Source organism: Achromobacter sp. HZ34 (genome assembly GCF_002209485.1).
Lineage (GTDB): Bacteria > Pseudomonadota > Gammaproteobacteria > Burkholderiales > Burkholderiaceae_B > Bordetella_C.
In genome coordinates, this window is record NZ_NJIX01000009.1 from 43,741 (window position 1) to 61,485 (window position 17,745).

Annotated in this window: 12 protein-coding genes and 1 tRNA gene; 7 read left to right on the plus strand and 6 right to left on the minus strand. The window is 60.6% G+C overall.

Annotated features, from left to right (window positions below):
* Positions 1 to 77: 77 nt before the first annotated feature.
* Together CEY05_RS27685 and CEY05_RS27690 are read left to right on the plus strand one after the other, a co-directional pair.
* Positions 78 to 767 (plus strand): hypothetical protein, encoded by a 690-nt coding sequence (locus CEY05_RS27685; protein ID WP_143220671.1) that lies wholly within the window; start codon positions 78 to 80, stop codon positions 765 to 767.
* A 35-nt stretch (positions 768 to 802) separates the two neighbouring features.
* A tRNA-Pro gene (locus CEY05_RS27690) sits at positions 803 to 879 on the plus strand.
* A 182-nt stretch (positions 880 to 1,061) separates the two neighbouring features.
* Here the strand turns inward: CEY05_RS27690 and CEY05_RS27695 are convergent.
* The 3 genes from CEY05_RS27695 to CEY05_RS27705 all read right to left on the minus strand — a co-directional run bounded on the left by CEY05_RS27695 (position 1,062) and on the right by CEY05_RS27705 (position 3,750).
* Positions 1,062 to 1,349 carry a hypothetical protein gene (locus tag CEY05_RS27695; protein WP_088600507.1) on the minus strand — a complete coding sequence of 96 codons (288 nt, stop codon included), beginning with the start codon at positions 1,347 to 1,349 and terminating at the stop codon, positions 1,062 to 1,064.
* Positions 1,350 to 1,438: 89 nt separating this feature from the next.
* Positions 1,439 to 2,941: a PAS domain-containing sensor histidine kinase gene (locus tag CEY05_RS27700; RefSeq protein WP_088600508.1), complete on the minus strand. Its 1,503-nt coding sequence runs from the start codon at positions 2,939 to 2,941 to the stop codon at positions 1,439 to 1,441.
* Positions 2,938 to 3,750, minus strand: coding sequence for an alpha/beta fold hydrolase (locus tag CEY05_RS27705; RefSeq protein WP_088600509.1), 813 nt, complete (start codon positions 3,748 to 3,750; stop codon positions 2,938 to 2,940). Before CEY05_RS27705 ends, CEY05_RS27700 begins: the two co-directional genes overlap by 4 nt.
* 373 nt (positions 3,751 to 4,123) lie before the next feature.
* Here CEY05_RS27705 and CEY05_RS31885 point away from each other — a divergent pair, with 373 nt between their 5' ends.
* Positions 4,124 to 4,549 carry a hypothetical protein gene (locus CEY05_RS31885; RefSeq protein WP_143220673.1) on the plus strand — a complete coding sequence of 142 codons (426 nt, stop codon included), beginning with the start codon at positions 4,124 to 4,126 and terminating at the stop codon, positions 4,547 to 4,549.
* 220 nt (positions 4,550 to 4,769) lie between these two features.
* Complete coding sequence (locus CEY05_RS27715) at positions 4,770 to 13,241, plus strand: GH36-type glycosyl hydrolase domain-containing protein (RefSeq protein ID WP_233161739.1); 8,472 nt, start codon at positions 4,770 to 4,772, stop codon at positions 13,239 to 13,241.
* Positions 13,242 to 13,262: 21 nt separating this feature from the next.
* Here the strand turns inward: CEY05_RS27715 and CEY05_RS27720 are convergent, their stop codons facing one another.
* A complete protein-coding gene (locus CEY05_RS27720) occupies positions 13,263 to 13,622 on the minus strand; it encodes a response regulator (RefSeq protein WP_088600512.1) in 360 nt (119 codons plus the stop codon).
* Between the two features lie 258 nt (positions 13,623 to 13,880).
* On the opposite strand from CEY05_RS27720, the gene CEY05_RS27725 reads away from it, so the two are divergent.
* Positions 13,881 to 14,507: a YqhA family protein gene (locus CEY05_RS27725; protein WP_233161740.1), complete on the plus strand. Its 627-nt coding sequence runs from the start codon at positions 13,881 to 13,883 to the stop codon at positions 14,505 to 14,507.
* An 88-nt stretch (positions 14,508 to 14,595) separates the two neighbouring features.
* Positions 14,596 to 15,159, plus strand: coding sequence for a DUF4142 domain-containing protein (locus tag CEY05_RS27730; RefSeq protein ID WP_233161741.1), 564 nt, complete (start codon positions 14,596 to 14,598; stop codon positions 15,157 to 15,159).
* A 78-nt stretch (positions 15,160 to 15,237) separates the two neighbouring features.
* Here CEY05_RS27730 and CEY05_RS27735 read toward each other — a convergent pair whose 3' ends face one another.
* Positions 15,238 to 16,122 (minus strand): YihY/virulence factor BrkB family protein, encoded by an 885-nt coding sequence (locus CEY05_RS27735; protein WP_088600513.1) that lies wholly within the window; start codon positions 16,120 to 16,122, stop codon positions 15,238 to 15,240.
* Positions 16,123 to 16,235: 113 nt separating this feature from the next.
* On the opposite strand from CEY05_RS27735, the gene CEY05_RS27740 reads away from it, so the two are divergent.
* Positions 16,236 to 16,496 carry a hypothetical protein gene (locus tag CEY05_RS27740; RefSeq protein WP_088600514.1) on the plus strand — a complete coding sequence of 87 codons (261 nt, stop codon included), beginning with the start codon at positions 16,236 to 16,238 and terminating at the stop codon, positions 16,494 to 16,496.
* A 75-nt stretch (positions 16,497 to 16,571) separates the two neighbouring features.
* Here CEY05_RS27740 and CEY05_RS27745 read toward each other — a convergent pair whose 3' ends face one another.
* Entirely contained in the window at positions 16,572 to 17,741 is a 1,170-nt protein-coding gene (locus CEY05_RS27745) for a zinc-dependent alcohol dehydrogenase (protein WP_088600515.1), read from the minus strand.
* Between the last annotated feature and the right edge of the window lie 4 nt (positions 17,742 to 17,745).

Here is a 17,745-nt window from a genome sequence, read left to right on the forward strand (position 1 = left end):
CGTCAGCATAATGGCCTCCAGCTTCGCCGGACCCTTGGTCTGGAGGGACGGTCTCAATCGATCAGGAGATGGACGCTATGCATACGAGGACGAAGGTGTGGACGCTGGCCGCACTTGGCGCGTTGACGCTGGTGGCGGGCCCGGCGGCCCATGCGGGGGGCATAGCCCCAACAACCCAGGAGCATGCAGCTTCGACAGCGCAGGGGCACGCACGTTCGACAGTGCAGGGTGGCCGGACGGGCCGGGAAGGGGACGATATCGAAGGGGCGGGGGACCATCCCGTGCTGGCGCGCTTTGCTGGCGCCCGCATCAATGCCTACAGCCGGCAGGATTACGACGAGGCGCAGATGCCCGACCGCGCCATCAAGGATGACGACAAAGTGCAAGTGCTGGCGCTCGAAGGCAGGGTCACCCGCATCGGCTACTTCATCGATGGCGTCAAATCGGCTTTGGAGGTTTATCGCAACTATGAGGCCGCATTGAAGCAGGGCGGGTTCGAGACGCTGTTCACCTGCAAGAACGATGCACAGTGCGGCGAGGCATTTCAGCCCTATGTGCTCAATAGTGGCAAAGTGCGCATCCGGGGAGAGGGCGACGCCACCATCGGCGGCAATTACTACGCCGTTCTGGCGAAGAAGGCCGCGCCGGCGGGGGATGTCTATGTGTTCCTGGACATCATGCATGACGACGTCAACCAGATCACGCCGGTGTTCCAGCAGGTGGTCGAAGTGTTGCCCATGACGCGGGGACAGGTGAAGGCGCCCTGATGAATGGCCGGCTTTCTGGTATATTTGCCAACCTTCGGGGCGTAGCGCAGCCTGGTAGCGCATCTGCTTTGGGAGCAGAGGGTCGCGAGTTCGAATCCCGCCGCCCCGACCAATAAAATCAAAGGGTTAGCTTACTTCTAGTGAGCTAACCCTTTGTCATTGCTGGCTATATGGGACGACGAGCTTGCAATGGCCCTGAGCAAATCCATGCGGGCATTGAGACAATGATGTGCACGCCGCCGCATCGTGCGCCTGTTGAATCGTTGCGACCATCGCACTGCCATCCTCTCGGCGTCATTCGTCAGGGGGGTAAATGCCAAGCTGCTGCATAAGTCGCGCTTCGACGGCACGCTTCAGCCTTGCCAGCGTTTCCGGCGAGCCTGGATCTTTGACATCGATCATCACCTCTGTCCAGCTATCGATCGGCCTGGCGCTGAATTGCTGCACGTAAGGTGAATCCGGTTCCAAACGCCAAACCGGCATGCTATCGCCATTGTCCACATTATTTTCGATGGCGCCTACATACTTGATCTGGCGGAAGTCCCCCGTGGGGATCTGATGTTCAGTGATAACGCGTTGCATAGGTTCTCCAACGTTGATGTGATGCAGTGAAGCAGGGTTACGCCTCGTCAGGGTGCGATTCGCACCCGACTACGGACATCAACCTGCTCTCATACTGGCAGGGCAGGGGCCTTGTGACGGGGAATCGTTACGGTGAACGTCGTGCCGCATGCCAGGTCAGAGTGCACTTCCACATGCCCGGCATGGGCACGTGCGATCTGCTGCACGATGTAAAGACCCAAGCCGACACTGCGTGCTCCTTCATCCAGGCCCTCGCCCCGAGTCATGGGCTGGAATATCTTCGCTTGCAATAATGCGGGAATAGGGCTTCCTTCGTTTCGCACGGCGATGCTGAACGATGCATCCGTGATTGCCGTGTCGATCACGATCGGCGCATTGGGCGTGCCATAGGTGACAGCATTTGCCGTCAGGTTTCCCAACAGCTGTATCAGACGATCGGCATCGGCATGGCAATGGCCGGTTCCGGAAGTCTTCTGTATAAACGGATTGCCCGGAAAAGCCAGTTGTAGCTCCGCCAGTCCGCGTCCAATGAGACCGTGCAGATCGATCAAAGTCGGCGTGACCGAGATACCCTTTCCGACCCTGGCCTGAGTGAAATCCAGAAGTTCTCCGATCAGGCGTTTTGCGCGGTCCGTGGAAGCGTCGATATGTCCGATAAGGCGAGATTGCCGGTCGGACCCACTCTCTCGTGCGAGCAGCGACGCCGCCATTTTGATCGTCGAGAGAGGATTGCGCAGGTCGTGGCTGACGATGCCCACCATTTGCTCCGCGAACTGCGCCCGGTCCTCGGCCGCGGCGTGTTGGCTGGCCTGTTCCGTGACGTCCTGCATCACACCCACGAACCGGGTCAGTACGTGATTCGCGTCGAACACGCTTGCTCCAAACACATCGATAACACGACGCACGCCATCGATACCGTCGAGTCGTACAAGATAATTCACAGGAACTCCCGGCACATCCAACGCCGCGGCAAGCGCCTTTGCTTCGTTCTCACGCTCTTCCGGATTCATGGCCGCGTGCATATCCGCCGCCGTTACCGGTCTGGGTGTGCGATGTCCCAGCAGCATCGCGGCCCCGTCCTCATAGCGTGGCACGCGTGTCTCCGGGTCTATGTCCCAGACATACAGCGCGCCCGACGTCAATGCCAGTCGCAAGCGCATCTCCGCGAGCACGAGTCCTTCCTGGGCCTGTTCGGCGCGCTTGCGCTCGATCAAGAGTTCTTTCTCATATTTGCCGCGGTCCTTGGCGATGAATGCTGCAAGTTCGTGCCAAACGAACCCGTCGTCGACATGACGGACCGCGTTGATGATGAGCGGCAGGGCCGTGCCATCGCGATGGGAGATATCGACCTTTACTTCCGCCACGGAGCCTTGCAACTTGAGCAGCGGCATCCAGTGAGTCTGGTGAAATATGCGGGCGCCTATCGTCAAGAGATCCTGCAGGCGTCGCTGGGCAAGTTCGTGTGCCTCGTAGCCGAGCCATTTGCAGAAGGTCGCATTGCAAATCAGTATACGGCCGGTATCGTCCGTGGCAACGAGGCCGCACGGGGCTTGCTCAAACAACTTGGCCGGATCGAGCGAAAAAGACTTCACTTATCGGCTTCTGCAAGATCGCCGAGGAATTCCCGCATTGCGTCGGCAATTGCGCCAGGGGTGCTCATGTGGGGACAATGGCCAACGTTATCGATGATACGCAAGGTACTTCGCGGAAGCACGCGATGCATATAGTTCCCCACCGTTTCCGGTGCGATCAGATCGTCGCTGCTTTGCAGGATCAAGCAAGGCGTGTCCAGCCCGATCAGGTCTTGCCGGTTATCGGAAAGAAAGGTGACCCGTGCAAACTCCCTGGCTATTTCGGGATCATTGCGGCAGAAGCTGTTGTTGAGCTCTTCCACCAGTTCTGGTTTTCCAGGCGTCCCCATGATCGTCGGAGCCATGGTGCTGGCCCACCCAAGATAGTTTTCTTCCATTGTCTTCAGAAGCGCGTCTATATCGCGCCTTTCGAAACCTCCCACATAATCCTCATGGTTGATGTAGCAGGGAGAGGGCGCAACCATGATATGTGATGCAAAGCATCCAGGGCTTGCTCGGTCCGCGAGCACGCCGATCATCGCGCTGACGGAATGCCCGACATATACGATGCGTCCTTGCCCGAATTCCTCGACAATTTCCAGAACATCGTCGGCGTAGCCCTGGAGTCGCGCATACTTCGTGGTGTTATACGCTGAAGGATCGGACTTGCCGCTGCCGACCAGGTCAAACAGCACGGTGCGGTAGTTTCGAGTGAATGCAGGCTCGATAAACCGCCACATATTCTGGTCACAGCCGAAGCCATGGGCAAAGATCAGCGTGGTGTTGCCGCTTCCGCTGACCCGCGCGTTATTGCGGTTTACGACACCCATCAAAAGCACCCAGGGATAAGTTGTTTTTCGAAGTAGAGCACAAGTGTCGAGGAGCTGCTCGTTCCTGCTACGGCATTTCCACGTTTTATTCGGTAACCAGAAAACCCCCGGCTTTCGATCCATTTCTTGACAGTGCCGCCGTTGTGGATCACTCTGGTCCAGAGACTCAAGTACCGCGATTCTGTACCTTCCTGCGCCACCGCGCTCTATCGTTCAAAGTCCCTTCCTTGGAATCCTGCTTGAAGGAGCATCCCTTCGTTCCAAGGAAGAATCATGCAAACACGCCCCCTCAAGTGGTTCACCCCCGCCCGAAGCTTCGATTTCAGGGCGCTGCGAACCTCCGGCAACGGTATCCCCGGCCGCTGTTGGGCAATTGGAAGTAGTCACAGTTCAACGACTGCGGAAAGCCAAAGCGTGGATTACGAAATCGGGCAAGGCGCTAGCGCCGCCGATTCGATGGGCATCCGCAAGCCATGAAAAAAAGCCCTCAATCGAGGGCTTTTTAATTGCATTCAGCATTCGATTCGACATGCTCGAGAAAGGAAAGAAAATGGAAAATAACTTCGTCTACAAAGGTTATCGGCTGTGCGCCATCGTCAAGCGCAGGGTCGCCGGTAATAGTGCGTCCTTCACGGCTACCTTGACCATGGTCCGGCACGACGGTTCGAAATCGACCACCCATGGGGTGCCCGATTTCGTGGAAGGCGGCTCAGCCGCCACGCCGAGCCGCGCGGTGGACGCTGCGATTCTGTACGGCCGCCAGGTCGTCGACCGAATGAGCCAAGTTACCAGCGCGTGATATCACCGACCTTTCTCGCCTGACAAGGCGAACCGTCGGATACGCCGGCACAGACGCGACACTCTCATCAGGAGCAAGACATGGCAAAAGGCCAGATCCGCGGCAATAAAGAAGCAAAGAAGCCGAAACAACCCCCCAAGCCGGTACCCGTGCCGGTCACGGCCTCCCGTCCTTCCACTGGGGACACGCAATCAAAGCGAAAGCAGAAATAAAACACAGGGTGTGCTGGGAAGACAAGGCGCCAATCAGGAGTGAGTTATTCGGCGCCGAACGGCTTGCGCAACATGGCCGCAGCCTTGCAGAAGCCCAGAAGATCAATAGCCGTCCGCCTCGGGTCCTGGCGCTGCGTAAACGCCTGGATAACAACGCCGCTGTCCTTCTGTCGGCCTACCGTGAAAGTGCTGAGGAACTCGAGAAAGGTCGCAGCGTAGAGCCCGCGGCCGATTGGCTGCTCGACAACTACCACGTTGTGGAGGAGCAGATCCGGCAGATTCGCGAGGACCTGCCTCCGGGGTACTACCGGCAGCTCCCGAAGCTTGCCAACGGGCCGTTCCGGGGTTATCCGCGAGTGCTGGGGGTCGCATGGGCGTTCGTGGCCCATACAGACAGCAATTTCGACCCGGAAATACTGCGTCGTTTCGTCTCTGCTTACCAGGAGGTCCAGGCGCTGACAATCGGCGAGCTATGGGCCATCGCCATCACCCTGCGCATCGTGCTGGTCGAAAACCTGCGCCGCCTGGCCGAAGAATTCGGCGCCGGACGCGCTGCCCGGCAGGAGGCGGACAGAATCGTCGATGCCATGTTGCACTCGCAAGATACCGGCGAGGCGACCACGACGCCAAATATCGATACGTTGAAGCGCATGCCAGCGGCCTTGCCCGAGATCTTTGCGGCGCAATTGAGCAAACGCCTGCGCGATCGCGATCCGCAGGAAACGCCGGTCTTGAACTGGCTGCAGGAACATCTTGGCGCGCAAGGCAAAACCATTGAAGAGGTAGTGCAGCAGGCACAACAATGGCAGGGTGCGGCCAATGTCAGTGTGCGAAATGTGATTTCGAGCATGCGGCTCGTTTCCGACATCGACTGGGCGAAATGGTTCGAGAGCGTCAGCCTTGCAGACGAATGCCTGAGGGCAGCCTGTCCATTCGCGGAAATGGATTTCGCCACACGTGATCTTTATCGCAAGGAAATCGAACAACTGGCTCGCGGTGCCTCGCTAAGCGAGCTCGAAGTCACTCGACACGCCACGGCTATGGCCGCGGGAGCGCTCGCCGAGGCTTGCGATTCCGATCGCGAACGCCGCGGCGATCCGGGCTATTACCTGGTCGGTCGCGGCAGGGCTGCCTTGGAAGTGCGCATCGCATATCGGCCGCCACTGCGCCTTCGCCTGGACCGGCGGGCGACGCAGTCAGGAATGCTTGGGTACATGGGCCTGATCGTAGTCCTTTCATTGGTCCTGGACGCCCTGGTCGGATTGGCGGGCTGGAGTATGGACATCTCGGCCGCGGCCATGATGCCGTTCCTGCTTCTGGCATTCCTGCCCGCCACCGAGCTCGCCACTGCCCTGGTGAATCGGCTGGTCGCCTGGAAGCTGGGGGCCGCCGTGCTGCCGGGGGTCGATATGACCCGCAACGTCCCCGGCACATGCCGCACGCTGGTTGCCGTGCCGATCCTTCTTACCACCGAAGAAGCTTTGCAGGAGCAGGTGGAACAGCTGGAAGTCCTGTTCCTGTCCGGAGCGGGCGGCGATCTCGTCTACGCGCTGCTCACGGATGGGCTGGATGCAGATACCGAAACCATGCCCGGTGACGCGGCGATACTGCAGGTCGGCGCCATTGCTATTGCGCATCTCAATTCGAAGCATGGGCCTGCGCCCGCGGGCAGCAGATTCCTGCTGTTGAATCGCCGCCGGTTGTTCAACCCGACTGAAGGCGTGTGGATGGGATGGGAGCGCAAGCGAGGAAAATTGCACGAGTTGAATCGGCTCCTGCGCGGCGCCACGGATACGAGCTACACGCCGATCGAGGGTCTGGCTCAACGTCTTTCACCCGGCATACGCTATGTGATCACGCTCGATGCCGACACTCGCCTGCCTCGCGATGCCGCTGAAATGCTCATCGGCAAGATGGCGCATCCGTTGAACCGGCCCCGCTTCGACGCAGGACGACAAAGGATCGTCGAAGGCCACGCCATTTTGCAACCCCGGGTGACGCCGTCCCTGCCCCGTTATCGTGAAGGATCCATTTACCAACGTCTGTTCTCCAGCCCCGCAGGCATGGACCCCTATGCCGCAGCGGTGTCCGACGTCTACCAGGATCTCTTCGGAGAGGGTTCGTATGCCGGCAAGGGTATCTACGATGTAGATGCCTTCGAAGCGGCCCTCGCGGGCCGTGTACCCGACAACGCGATGCTCAGCCACGACCTTTTCGAAGGCATTTTTGCACGGGCCGCCCTGGCATCCGACATAGAAGTGATCGAGGAATTTCCGGCACGCTACGATGTGGCCGTCCGCCGGACGCATCGATGGACACGCGGCGATTGGCAGTTGTTGCCCTGGATATTCGGCCGCCGTGCAGGCAGCGGTGCCTTGCCCAATGCAGGGCGGGGAAAGATGGCGGACAATCTGCGGCGGTCCCTGCTTGCCCCGGCAGGCTTCCTGGCGCTGGCGGCCGCGTGGCTGCTGCCATTGCATGCAGCATTGGCGGCGGTCGCTTTCATCGTGCTGTGCCAGGCAATTCCCGCGGTGCTCTCCCCATTCAGCTTCGCCACCGCGCGCCGCAGCGGCGTCGCGTTCAGTCACCGCAGCATGCTTTTTGCCCAGGACCTGTCGCAGGCTGGCCAACAGGTCTTCGCGACATTCACGCTGCTACCCGACACTTCCTGGCGAATGGCGGATGCCATTATCCGCACGCTTTGGCGCCTGGCGTTCAGCCGGCGCCATTTACTGGAGTGGACCACTGCCGCGCAATCGGCAAGCGTCGCCAGATCGGGTGTAGGCGGAGTTTATCGAATGATGTGGCCCGGCGTGTCGCTGGGTGTGATTACTTCCGTCGCCGTATTTTGGGCCCGGCCGCAGGCATGGCCGCTGGTCACGCCCTTTCTTTTATTGTGGTGCTCCGCACCGCTGTACGCGTGGTGGATCAGCCGTGCCAGCGCGATGCCGTCCCAACTGCGTATCACCGAGCCGACACAGTTGTCGCTGCGCCGGACGGCGCGACGCACTTGGCGCTTCTTCGAGACCTTCGTTACGCAGGACGACCATCTGTTGCCGTGCGACAACTTCCAGGAGACGCCCAAGCCCGTGCTGGCTCGACGCACGTCGCCGACAAACATGGGACTTTACCTGCTGTCCATCGTGGCGGCGCGCGATTTCGGTTGGGTCGGGACGCGCCAGGCAATCGATCACCTGCGGGGAACCTTGGCCACGATGCGCCAATTGGAACGCCACCGGGGACACTTTCTGAATTGGTATGCCACGGACGACCTGCATGTACTTCCACCTGCCTACGTTTCTTCGGTCGACAGTGGCAATCTGGCGGGACATCTCATCGCGTTGGGCAATGCCTGCCGTGAGTGGACAGAAGGCCCGTACGGGCTGGACATGCGGGCAGGTTTGCTGGATACGATCGCGTTGGCGCGCGGCGCCATCGCTGAAATGGCCATGGCCGCCAACGAGCCCTTGCGTCAATTGACGCAGGCCCTGGACGAAATGGATACGCTGCTATCCAGCGGGCAAGACACGCCATCATTGCTGCCGGCGCTGTCGCGTCTTGCGACCAAGGCTGGCCGCTCCGCGCGCGTGCTGGTACCGGTGGAGGCCGTTGACTCGTCATCCGACCTGACGTTCTGGATCGATGCGCTTGCCACGGCAATCCAGGAACATCGCGAGGACGTCGACGCATCGCACGACCGAAGCGAAACTGACGCCCAGTTACTCGCGATCGCCCGGGAAGCACGTGAGATGGCGATGGCCATGGAGTTCGGCTTCCTGCTTGACCCGGAGCGCAAGCTGCTCTCGATCGGATATTCGGTAGCGGAAAACCGGCTGGACACGAGTTGTTATGACTTGCTCGCCTCGGAAGCCCGGTTGGCAAGCCTTTTCGCCATTGCGAAAGGGGATGTGCCCTCCAGGCACTGGTTGCGGTTGGGGCGGGTATCCACGCCGGTGGGCCATGGCTCGGCGCTTATTTCCTGGTCTGGCTCCATGTTCGAGTACCTCATGCCTTCGCTCGTCATGCGGGCGCCCGTCGGAAGCGTGCTGGAGCAGACCAATCGCCTGGTCGTGAAACGCCAGCAACAATACGCAGCGGGGTTGGGTATTCCGTGGGGCGTCTCCGAATCTGCCTACAACGCGCGTGACATCGAATTTACCTATCAGTACTTCAATTTCGGCGTGCCAGGGCTCGGCCTGAAGCGCGGGCTTTCAGAAAATCTGGTGATCGCACCCTATGCCACGGGCCTGGCGACGATGATCGACCCCGAAGGCGCTCGCGTCAATTATGCGCAGCTCGCGCAGCTAGGCGCTTTGGGTCGATTCGGCTTTTACGAGGCCTTGGACTTCACCCCCTCACGTTTGCGCGAGGACGAGGATGTCGCTATCGTGCATAGCTACATGGCCCACCACCAGGGCATGACGATCGTCGCTATCGCCAATGCGGTGCAGAGCGGCCGCATGCGCGGCCGGTTTCACCGGGAGCCGATGATCCAGGCCTGCGAATCGCTGCTGCAGGAACGCGTGCCGCGCGACTTGACGGTTTCCCACCCTCGCGCGGAAGAGGTCAGGACCTCCGCAATGCGAACCGATCGTTCGGGCAATAACGTGCGGCGGTACGTGCAGCTTCCACCCGGACCGCCGCATACGCACCTGCTTTCCAATGGGCGTTACACGGTAATGCTCACCACCGCGGGCGGCGGCTACAGCCGTTGGCGCGACCGCGCCATTACCCGCTGGCATGCCGATCCCACACGCGACGCAATGGGATCGCGGATCTTTTTGCGCGACATGCGGCGTGGCACGGCCTGGTCGACCGTTCCACACCCCGAGGACACCCCGAGTACGGAGTGGCGGATCGAGTTCTCCGAGGATCGGGCGGATTTCATGCGACGCGACGGGTCGCTGACGACGACGATGCAGATTCTGGTATCGGGCGAAATCGACGGTGAAGTCCGTCGCGTGTCGCTGGTCAACAGCGGCCGCCGCGCACGCAATATCGAGCTGACGTCCTTCGCGGAGCTCGTTCTGGCGGCACCTGCAGCCGATCGCGCCCATCCCGCATTTTCCAAGATGTTCGTGGTGACCGAATTCCTGCCGGAATACGGAGCGTTGCTCGCCACGCGCAGGCGGCGGTCCGCCCAGGAGCCCGCGATCTGGGCGGCCCATTTCGCCGTGATCGAGGGCGAATCCCTGGCGCCGGTGCAATACGAAACGGACCGCGCCCGCTTCCTGGACCGCAGCGCGCACGATTGGCGGCCTGCCCCTCATGCCGGCGTCGAGCCCCTTTCCAACACTGTCGGAGCCGTACTGGATCCTGTCTTCTCGATAAGGCACAGCGTACGGGTCCCTACGGGACAGTCTGTCCGCATCTCGTTCTGGACCCTCGCGGCGGAGAGCCGCGAGGCGCTTCTGGATCTGGTGGATACGCACCACGACCGTAGCGCCTTCGAACGCGCCGAAACGCTGGCTTGGACACAGGCACAGGTGCAGTTGCGGCATCTGGAAATGCATACGGACGAGGCGGCGCTCTTCCAGCGGCTGGCCGCGGCCCTGATATATCCCGATTCACGCTTCAGGCCGCCATCGGCTTCGATCATGCGCGGCGCAGGGAACCAGGCGGGGCTATGGCCTCATGGCATATCTGGGGATTTGCCCATTGTGCTCCTGCGTATCGATGACGTAGAGGACATGGCAGTGGTCAGGCAATTACTGCGGGCGCATGAATACTGGCGCATGAAGCGCCTTGCCGTCGACCTGGTGATCTTGAACGAGCGCGCGTCTTCGTATGTGCAGGACCTGCAGAATGCCGTCGACACGGCGGTACGCAGCAGCCAGGGACGACCGCGATTCGGCGCCGAACTCGCGAAAGGCGCGGTCTTTACGATGCGGTCCGATCTGATGACGCGCCCCGGCCAGGAACTTCTTCAATCTGTGGCCAGTATTGTCCTATGGGCGGTTCATGGGTCCGTTGCGGATCAGCTCGCGCGAATCGTCGAAGCCTCGCCGCGCGCGTCGGCGCCGCTCATCGTGCAACGGCTCGTCGAGGCGCCGCCTCCCCTCGCAGCGGAATCCGATCGCGAGTTCTTCAATGGGACCGGCGGCTTCGAGCTGGATGGCCGGGAGTACGTCATCGAACTGCGGGACGGCGCCGTCACGCCCGCACCGTGGATCAACGTCATAGCGAATCCCCGCTTCGGATTTCAGGTTTCCGCGGAGGGCAGCGGGTATACCTGGGCGGAGAACAGCAAGGAAAACCAGTTGACGCCTTGGTCGAACGATCCGGTCATGGATCCGAGCGGCGAGGCGCTATATCTGCGCGACGAAATGACCGGAGAGATCTGGACACCCACCGCGCTGCCCATCCGCGGACGGGGGACGTATGTGGCCCGCCACGGTTTCGGCTATAGCACCTTGGAGTATCGGTATGCGGATATCGCCAGTACGCTCGTTCAGTTCGTCGCCCCGCAGGATCCGATCAAGATATCCAGCCTTACGCTCGTCAACCATTCGGACCGTATACGACGGTTGTCGGTCACGGCTTACGTTGAATGGGTATTGGGGCCCTCGCGGAGTGTGTCGGCTCCGTTCCTGGTCACGACGCGCGATGAAGCTACCGGCGCGGTGTTCGCGACCAATCCATGGAGCCTGGACTTCGCGGGGCGCACCGCTTTCGCGGACATGGCAGGCGGGCAGGATGCGCTGACCACGGATCGACGCGAGTTTCTTGGCGATAATGGCGACCTCGCTGCGCCGCGTGCCTTGCAGGGTGGGGAAGCGTTGTCCGGACGTTGCGGTGCGGCGTTGGATCCTTGTGCCGCCTTGCAGCGCACGCTGGAGATCGAACCGGGTGCGTCTGTGCAGATCGTATTTTTTCTCGGCCAAGGCGATTCGTCCGAGGACGCCCGCGCGCTTGTTTTGCGCTATCGACAGCAAAGGCTTGAGGACGTGCTGGACGCGGTAAAGGCCGGTTGGCGCGATCGTCTTGGCGTGGTGAAGGTCAAGACGCCCGATCGCGCCATGGATATCCTGCTCAATGGGTGGCTGCTCTACCAGACAATTTCGTGCCGGCTGTGGGCGCGCTCGGCTTTCTACCAATCCAGCGGCGCGTTTGGCTTCCGCGATCAGCTGCAGGACAGCATGGCCCTGGCCTTTGCCATGCCGGAGTTGGGACGGCATCAATTGCTGCGCGCGGCGTCCCGGCAATTCGTCGAAGGCGATGTGCAGCATTGGTGGCTTCCGGAATCGGGCAAGGGCGTGCGCACACGCATCTCGGATGACCGGGTATGGCTGGCGTACGCGGCGGCGCACTATGTCAGGCACAGCGGCGACGAGGCCGTGATGGACGAGCTGGTCGGCTTCATCCGCGGGCCTGCTCTCGATCCCGGCGACCACGACGCGTTTTTCCAGCCTACGCCGTCGGAAGAGGGCGCGGATTTATTCGAGCACTGTGCGCGCGGCCTGGACCAGTGTATGGCGCTTACCGGCGTGCATGGACTGCCGTTGATGGGCACCGGCGACTGGAACGACGGCATGAGCAGGGTCGGGCAGGCAGGCCACGGCGAAAGCGTGTGGCTGGGATGGCTGTTCCGCCGCACGGTGGATTTGTTCGAGCCGTTGGCACGGGCGCGGGATCCCGCGCGGGCGCAGCGATGGCGCGATCATGCCGACCGGGTGATTCGGTCGCTCGAAGCTTACGCATGGGATGGACAGTGGTACAGGCGCGCGACATTCGACGACGGAACCTGGCTAGGCTCTGCCGAGAGTGATGAATGCCGTATAGATTCCATTGCCCAGTCATGGGCGGTTCTGTCGGAGGCCGCGGATCCGCAACGCGCGCGCGCCGCCATGGCTAGCCTGGAGCAGTATCTGGTGCGCCGCGACGATGGTCTCGCACTGCTTTTCTGCCCGCCGTTCGACCAGACTCCGCACGATCCCGGTTATATCAAGGGTTACCCGCCAGGATTGCGCGAGAATGGCGGCCAATATACGCACGCGGCGCTTTGGGCTGTCCTCGCCTATGCGAAGCTGGGGGAGGGCGACAAGGCCGCGGGGCTGTTCTCGATGCTCAATCCCATTAACCACGCGCTTACTGCGGCAGACGTGCGGCGCTACAGAGTGGAGCCTTACGTCGTTGCGGCGGACGTGTATTCGGTGGCGCCCCACACCGGGCGGGGGGGCTGGACATGGTATACCGGCTCCGCAGGCTGGATGTATCGGGCAGCTATCGAGGGCATTCTGGGATTGACCCGTACGGGAACGGCCTTGCAGATTGAGCCTTGCTTTCCGGCTGCGTGGGAGGGCTTCGATGCGGTCGTGGAAATAGCTGGAACGTTTATCGAGGTTCGTGTTGAAAATCTCACCGGACTCGGTCATGGCGTTACGTCTGTGCGCCTCGACGGCGAAGTCCTGTCCCCGGAACCGGGACCGGCAATAGTGCCATTGGACGAGGGCCGACACCACGTCATCGTCACGCTATGACTCACTCGTCGGCGGTTTCCTTCAGAGCGGAGATACGATGGAGTCGATCACCGCGAGCAGTCGCTCCATGTCATAGGGCTTATCCAGGATTTCCGCAAAAAGTTCGCGGTGGGCTCGGGCAACATGCCCCTGAGCGCCGGTGACCAGGATGATCGGTAGCATGTTATCAACGTCAGCTTTGATGGCCTCGGCTAATTCCAGTCCTGTCATTACGGGCATCATGAAATCGCTGATGACGAGCGCGGGCCGTCGCTCTCGAATGAGCTCCAGAGCACGTTGCCCGTGCTGAGCGATAACTACTTCGTGGCCTAGGTCTCCCAAAATTTCGCTAAGCCCTTGGGCCAGCAAGATTTCGTCGTCCGCCACCAATATCAGCGCCATAGCCGCTAAATCTCCGATCCGTGCAGTTGCCCGACCATGCCCGAGGCGCTTGCTTCTCCAGGCTCCGGTGATCGACGTGGGGGTGAATCGGCTCCCGATGCTGACGCTGTCGCGGCTTATTCGCCATGCATGAGCAGCGGAGTCGCAGGCACTGTGCCGCAATTTTTTTTTGAATTGCGATGCTTTTTAGCAAGTCGTGATCCCGTCCCGACTGCCCCAATAAAATCAGGTTGTCGAACATCGTGAGCGCGGATACGCATGAGCAGCGCGGCATCACCGGGGACTGTGCGTGTAAAGTCAGTTCGGGGAACAGGCAGCAGTATGATGGGGCGCGGTAGCAGCCCGGTTCTTAATCGCGATGGCTTGTTCTGCATCGCTGCACCTGCCAGCGGGGAGCGCATGTTACATAGAATTCTTACAGCGGGTCGCTACGTAATGGTCGTCCCCGTCGTCGCTACATTCCTGGGATCCATCGCGCTCATCATTTTCAAGACGATTGAGTTGTTCCTCAGCGTGGGGGATATCGTGCTTGCCGGGAAGGGCATTTCGCAACGATCGGCAAAAATGATCGCGGTGGGGATTATCGATGCGGTCGACGTTTTTCTTATCGCCATAGCGGTTTACATCATAAGCATCGGACTGTATTCCTTGTTCGTGGATGATAAGTTGAACCTTCCCAAATGGCTGGAGATCAAGAATCTCGAAGATTTGAAGGGAAACCTGATCAGCGTGGTGATTGCAGTCCTGTCGGTGCTTTTTCTTCAGAAAGCCGTGTCCTGGGATGGTGGTCACGAAATCTTGAGTTTCGGCGTTGCCGTCGCGGTAGTGATCCTCGCGCTCACGTTTTTCTTGTACAAGACCAACGAGAACCGGACAAAACAGTAGCGCTGCGTCCGGTGGTCACAGACGACGAGAGCTGCGGCATGGGGCTTGCAACATGTCGGTGTTTTCAAACCGAGTTGAGGAGTTCACCATGCGTTATCGCATTGCTGGCCTGGCATTGGCCACCTGTTGTGCATTGTCCGCCCCCCTTGCGGCGTCGGCCCAGACCATGTCGGGCTCGCCCGCCAAGGGCTCGTCCGCGACTACCACCCGGCTGGCCAGCGCCGACAAGAGCTTCCTGGAAGATGCGGCTCATGGCGGCTATACCGAGATAGCGGGCAGCCAGATGGCCCTGGACAAGTCCAAGAATGCGGACGTCAAGGCATTCGCCACGCAAATGATCAAGGATCATACAGCGGTTGGAGAGGAACTGGCCGCGCTGGCGAAATCCAAGGGCTACACACCGCCCACTGAACCCTCGCTGGTGCAGAAGGGCGAGCTGAAAGCGCTGAACGTCACCGATGACAGCTTCGACAGCATGTATGCGCGCCGTATCGGTGTCGCCGCCCATGAAAGCACGATCAAGCTGTTCGAGAAGGCCGCTAAAAACGCCAAGGATCCGGATATCAAGGCCTTCGCGCAGAAGACCCTGCCTGCCTTGCAATCGCACCTGGAAATGGCGAAGGCCTTGCAGGCGAAGGTGACCAAGAAGTAGGCGCCTTTGCATCGCGCGTCGACACGGCGCTTTTTTGCATGAGCAGCACGGGTGGGGACCGCAACGGTCCCCACTGCTTTATCCCGGCACGGTCTGCGCGGTTTGCTTGGGCAAGGCGCGGCGCGATCCGTGTTCGTTGGCATACACCCATGTGAATTCGGCACCCAGCAGGAACACCTGGGCGGCGTAATACACCCAGATGAGCACGACGACCAGGGACCCCGCCGCGGCATACGATGACGCCACGGAGGCCTTGCCGACGTAGAGCCCGATCAGGAACTTGCCGATTTCGAACAGGACAGCGGTGACGAGTGCGCCGGTCCAGACATCGCGCCATGCCACGGAAGCCCGGGGCATGAAGCGGTAGATCATGGCGAATAGGATGGTCGTAAAACCCAGGGCAATGACGATGTTGACGGCCTGCAGCAGGAATTCCCAGGCCGGCAGTAGATTGGACGCCCAACTTCCCATGGCGCTGAGCATGGCGCTGATGAGCAAGGAAACGATGAGCAGGAATGCCAGCGCCAACACCAGGCCGAATGACAGCAGACGTGCGCGGACGGTGTTCCAGATGCCGGACTTTTTCTCGGCGGCGGGGACTTCCCATATCCGGTCAAGGGCGCTCTGCAATTCCGCGAACACGGTGGTCGATCCCACCAGCAGTACTACTATGCTCACGACGGTGGCGATGATGCCCTGAGTTGGCGCCTGCGCTCCCTGGACTACGCTTTCGACGGCCTTGGCACCATCCGCGCCTACCAGCGCTGAGACTTGCTGGAAGAGTTGGCCCTGCACGGCATCGCGGCTCCAGAAGAAGCTCGCCACCGCGATAACGATGATGACCAGGGGCGCCATGGAAAAGACGGTATAGAACGCAATGGCCGCACCCATGCTTGGGGCGTAGTCATCGAGCCAGGCATTCACCGCCTTCTTTGCCAGATCGTAGAAGCGTCCGATGTGCATGGCTGTCTCCGCTAGATGACTGTGGCGCTGAGCAAGCGCTGTGCCTTGGCGCATTGGCTACAGGTGCCGGGTACGGAGCATGCGATCGAACAAGGGTCAATCAGGAGAACGATATGTCCAAGACCGGCATGCCACACGTGGAAGATGGAAACGCACGTCGTCCCGCCCCATCCATAGAGAAACAACCTCCGAGCCACGCGAACCCGGATAAATACACGAATTCCGGATATCCCGGCGGTGGGGATACTACCCAGCAAGGCAAGGATGAATTTGGCCGCGACGCCGCGCAGCAGAAGCAGGCCGAACTGACGCCGCAGGAGGGCGCGGTGCAAGGCAAATCTGATCGTCCGAAGGAAAATAAGCAGTCGTCCTGAAGTACCGGCAGTTGTACTCGCTGGTAATTAACAAGGGGCCGTCATGGCCCCTTGTTTTCAAGCCGCTGCGATCAGTCAGGGCGTCAATACCACTTTGATGCAACCGTCATCCTTGTCGCGGAAGGTTTTGTACAGGTCCGGCCCATCTTCGAGCTTGGCTCTATGCGTAATGACGAAGGACGGATCGATCTGCCCATCCTCGATACGCTTGAGTAGATCGTCGGCCCAGCGCCGGACGTGAGTCTGGCCCATGCGCCAAGTCAGGCCCTTGTTCATAGCCGCCCCGAAAGGAATCTTGTCGATGAAGCCGCCATACACGCCGGGCACCGACAGGATGCCGGCCGGGCGGCAGACATAGATCATCTCGCGCAGTACATGTGGACGATCGGTCTCCAGCATGACGGCCTGCTTGGCGCGGTCCAACATGGAATCGAGCGAGCGACTGGCGTGCGATTCCATGCCGACGGCATCGATGCATTTCTCGGGACCTTTGCCTTGCGTCAGGTCGTTCAATCGATCCACCACGCTTTCTTCGTCGAAATTTATCGTAATGGCGCCGGCGGCGCGTGCCATGGCCAGGCGTTCGGCCACCCGGTCAATGACGACGACCCGGCCCGCGCCAAGCAATAGCGCGCTGCGTATGGCCATCTGGCCGACGGGGCCCGCGCCCCAGATCGCCACGGTGTCGGTCGACTGGATATCGCAATTCACCGCGGCCTGCCACCCCGTCGGAAAAATGTCACCGAGGAATAGAACCTGCTCATCGCTCAGGCTGTCCGGCACTTTTACGTGCGTCGTGTCGGCGTAGGGCACGCGTACGTATTCCGCCTGGCCGCCGGCATAGCCGCCAGTCAAGTGGCTGTAGCCGAACAATCCGGCCGTGCTGTGACCGAAGACCTTGGCCGCTTCCTTGGCATTGCGATTGGTACGTTCGCAGACCGAGAAATTACCGGCGCGGCACTGCTCGCATTCGCCGCAGGCGATGGTAAATGGGACCACCACGCGATCGCCCTTTGTCAGGGTCTTGACTGCCGTGCCGGTTTCGACGACCTCGCCCATGAACTCGTGGCCCATGATGTCGCCATGCTTCATGCCGGGCATGAAACCATCGAACAGGTGCAGGTCCGAGCCGCAGATGGCGCAGGCCGAAACGCGCACGATTGCGTCGCGCGGTTCTTCGATACCTGGGTCTTCGACGTTATCGCAGCGGATATCTTTCTTGCCGTGCCATCGTAATGCTTTCATGTGA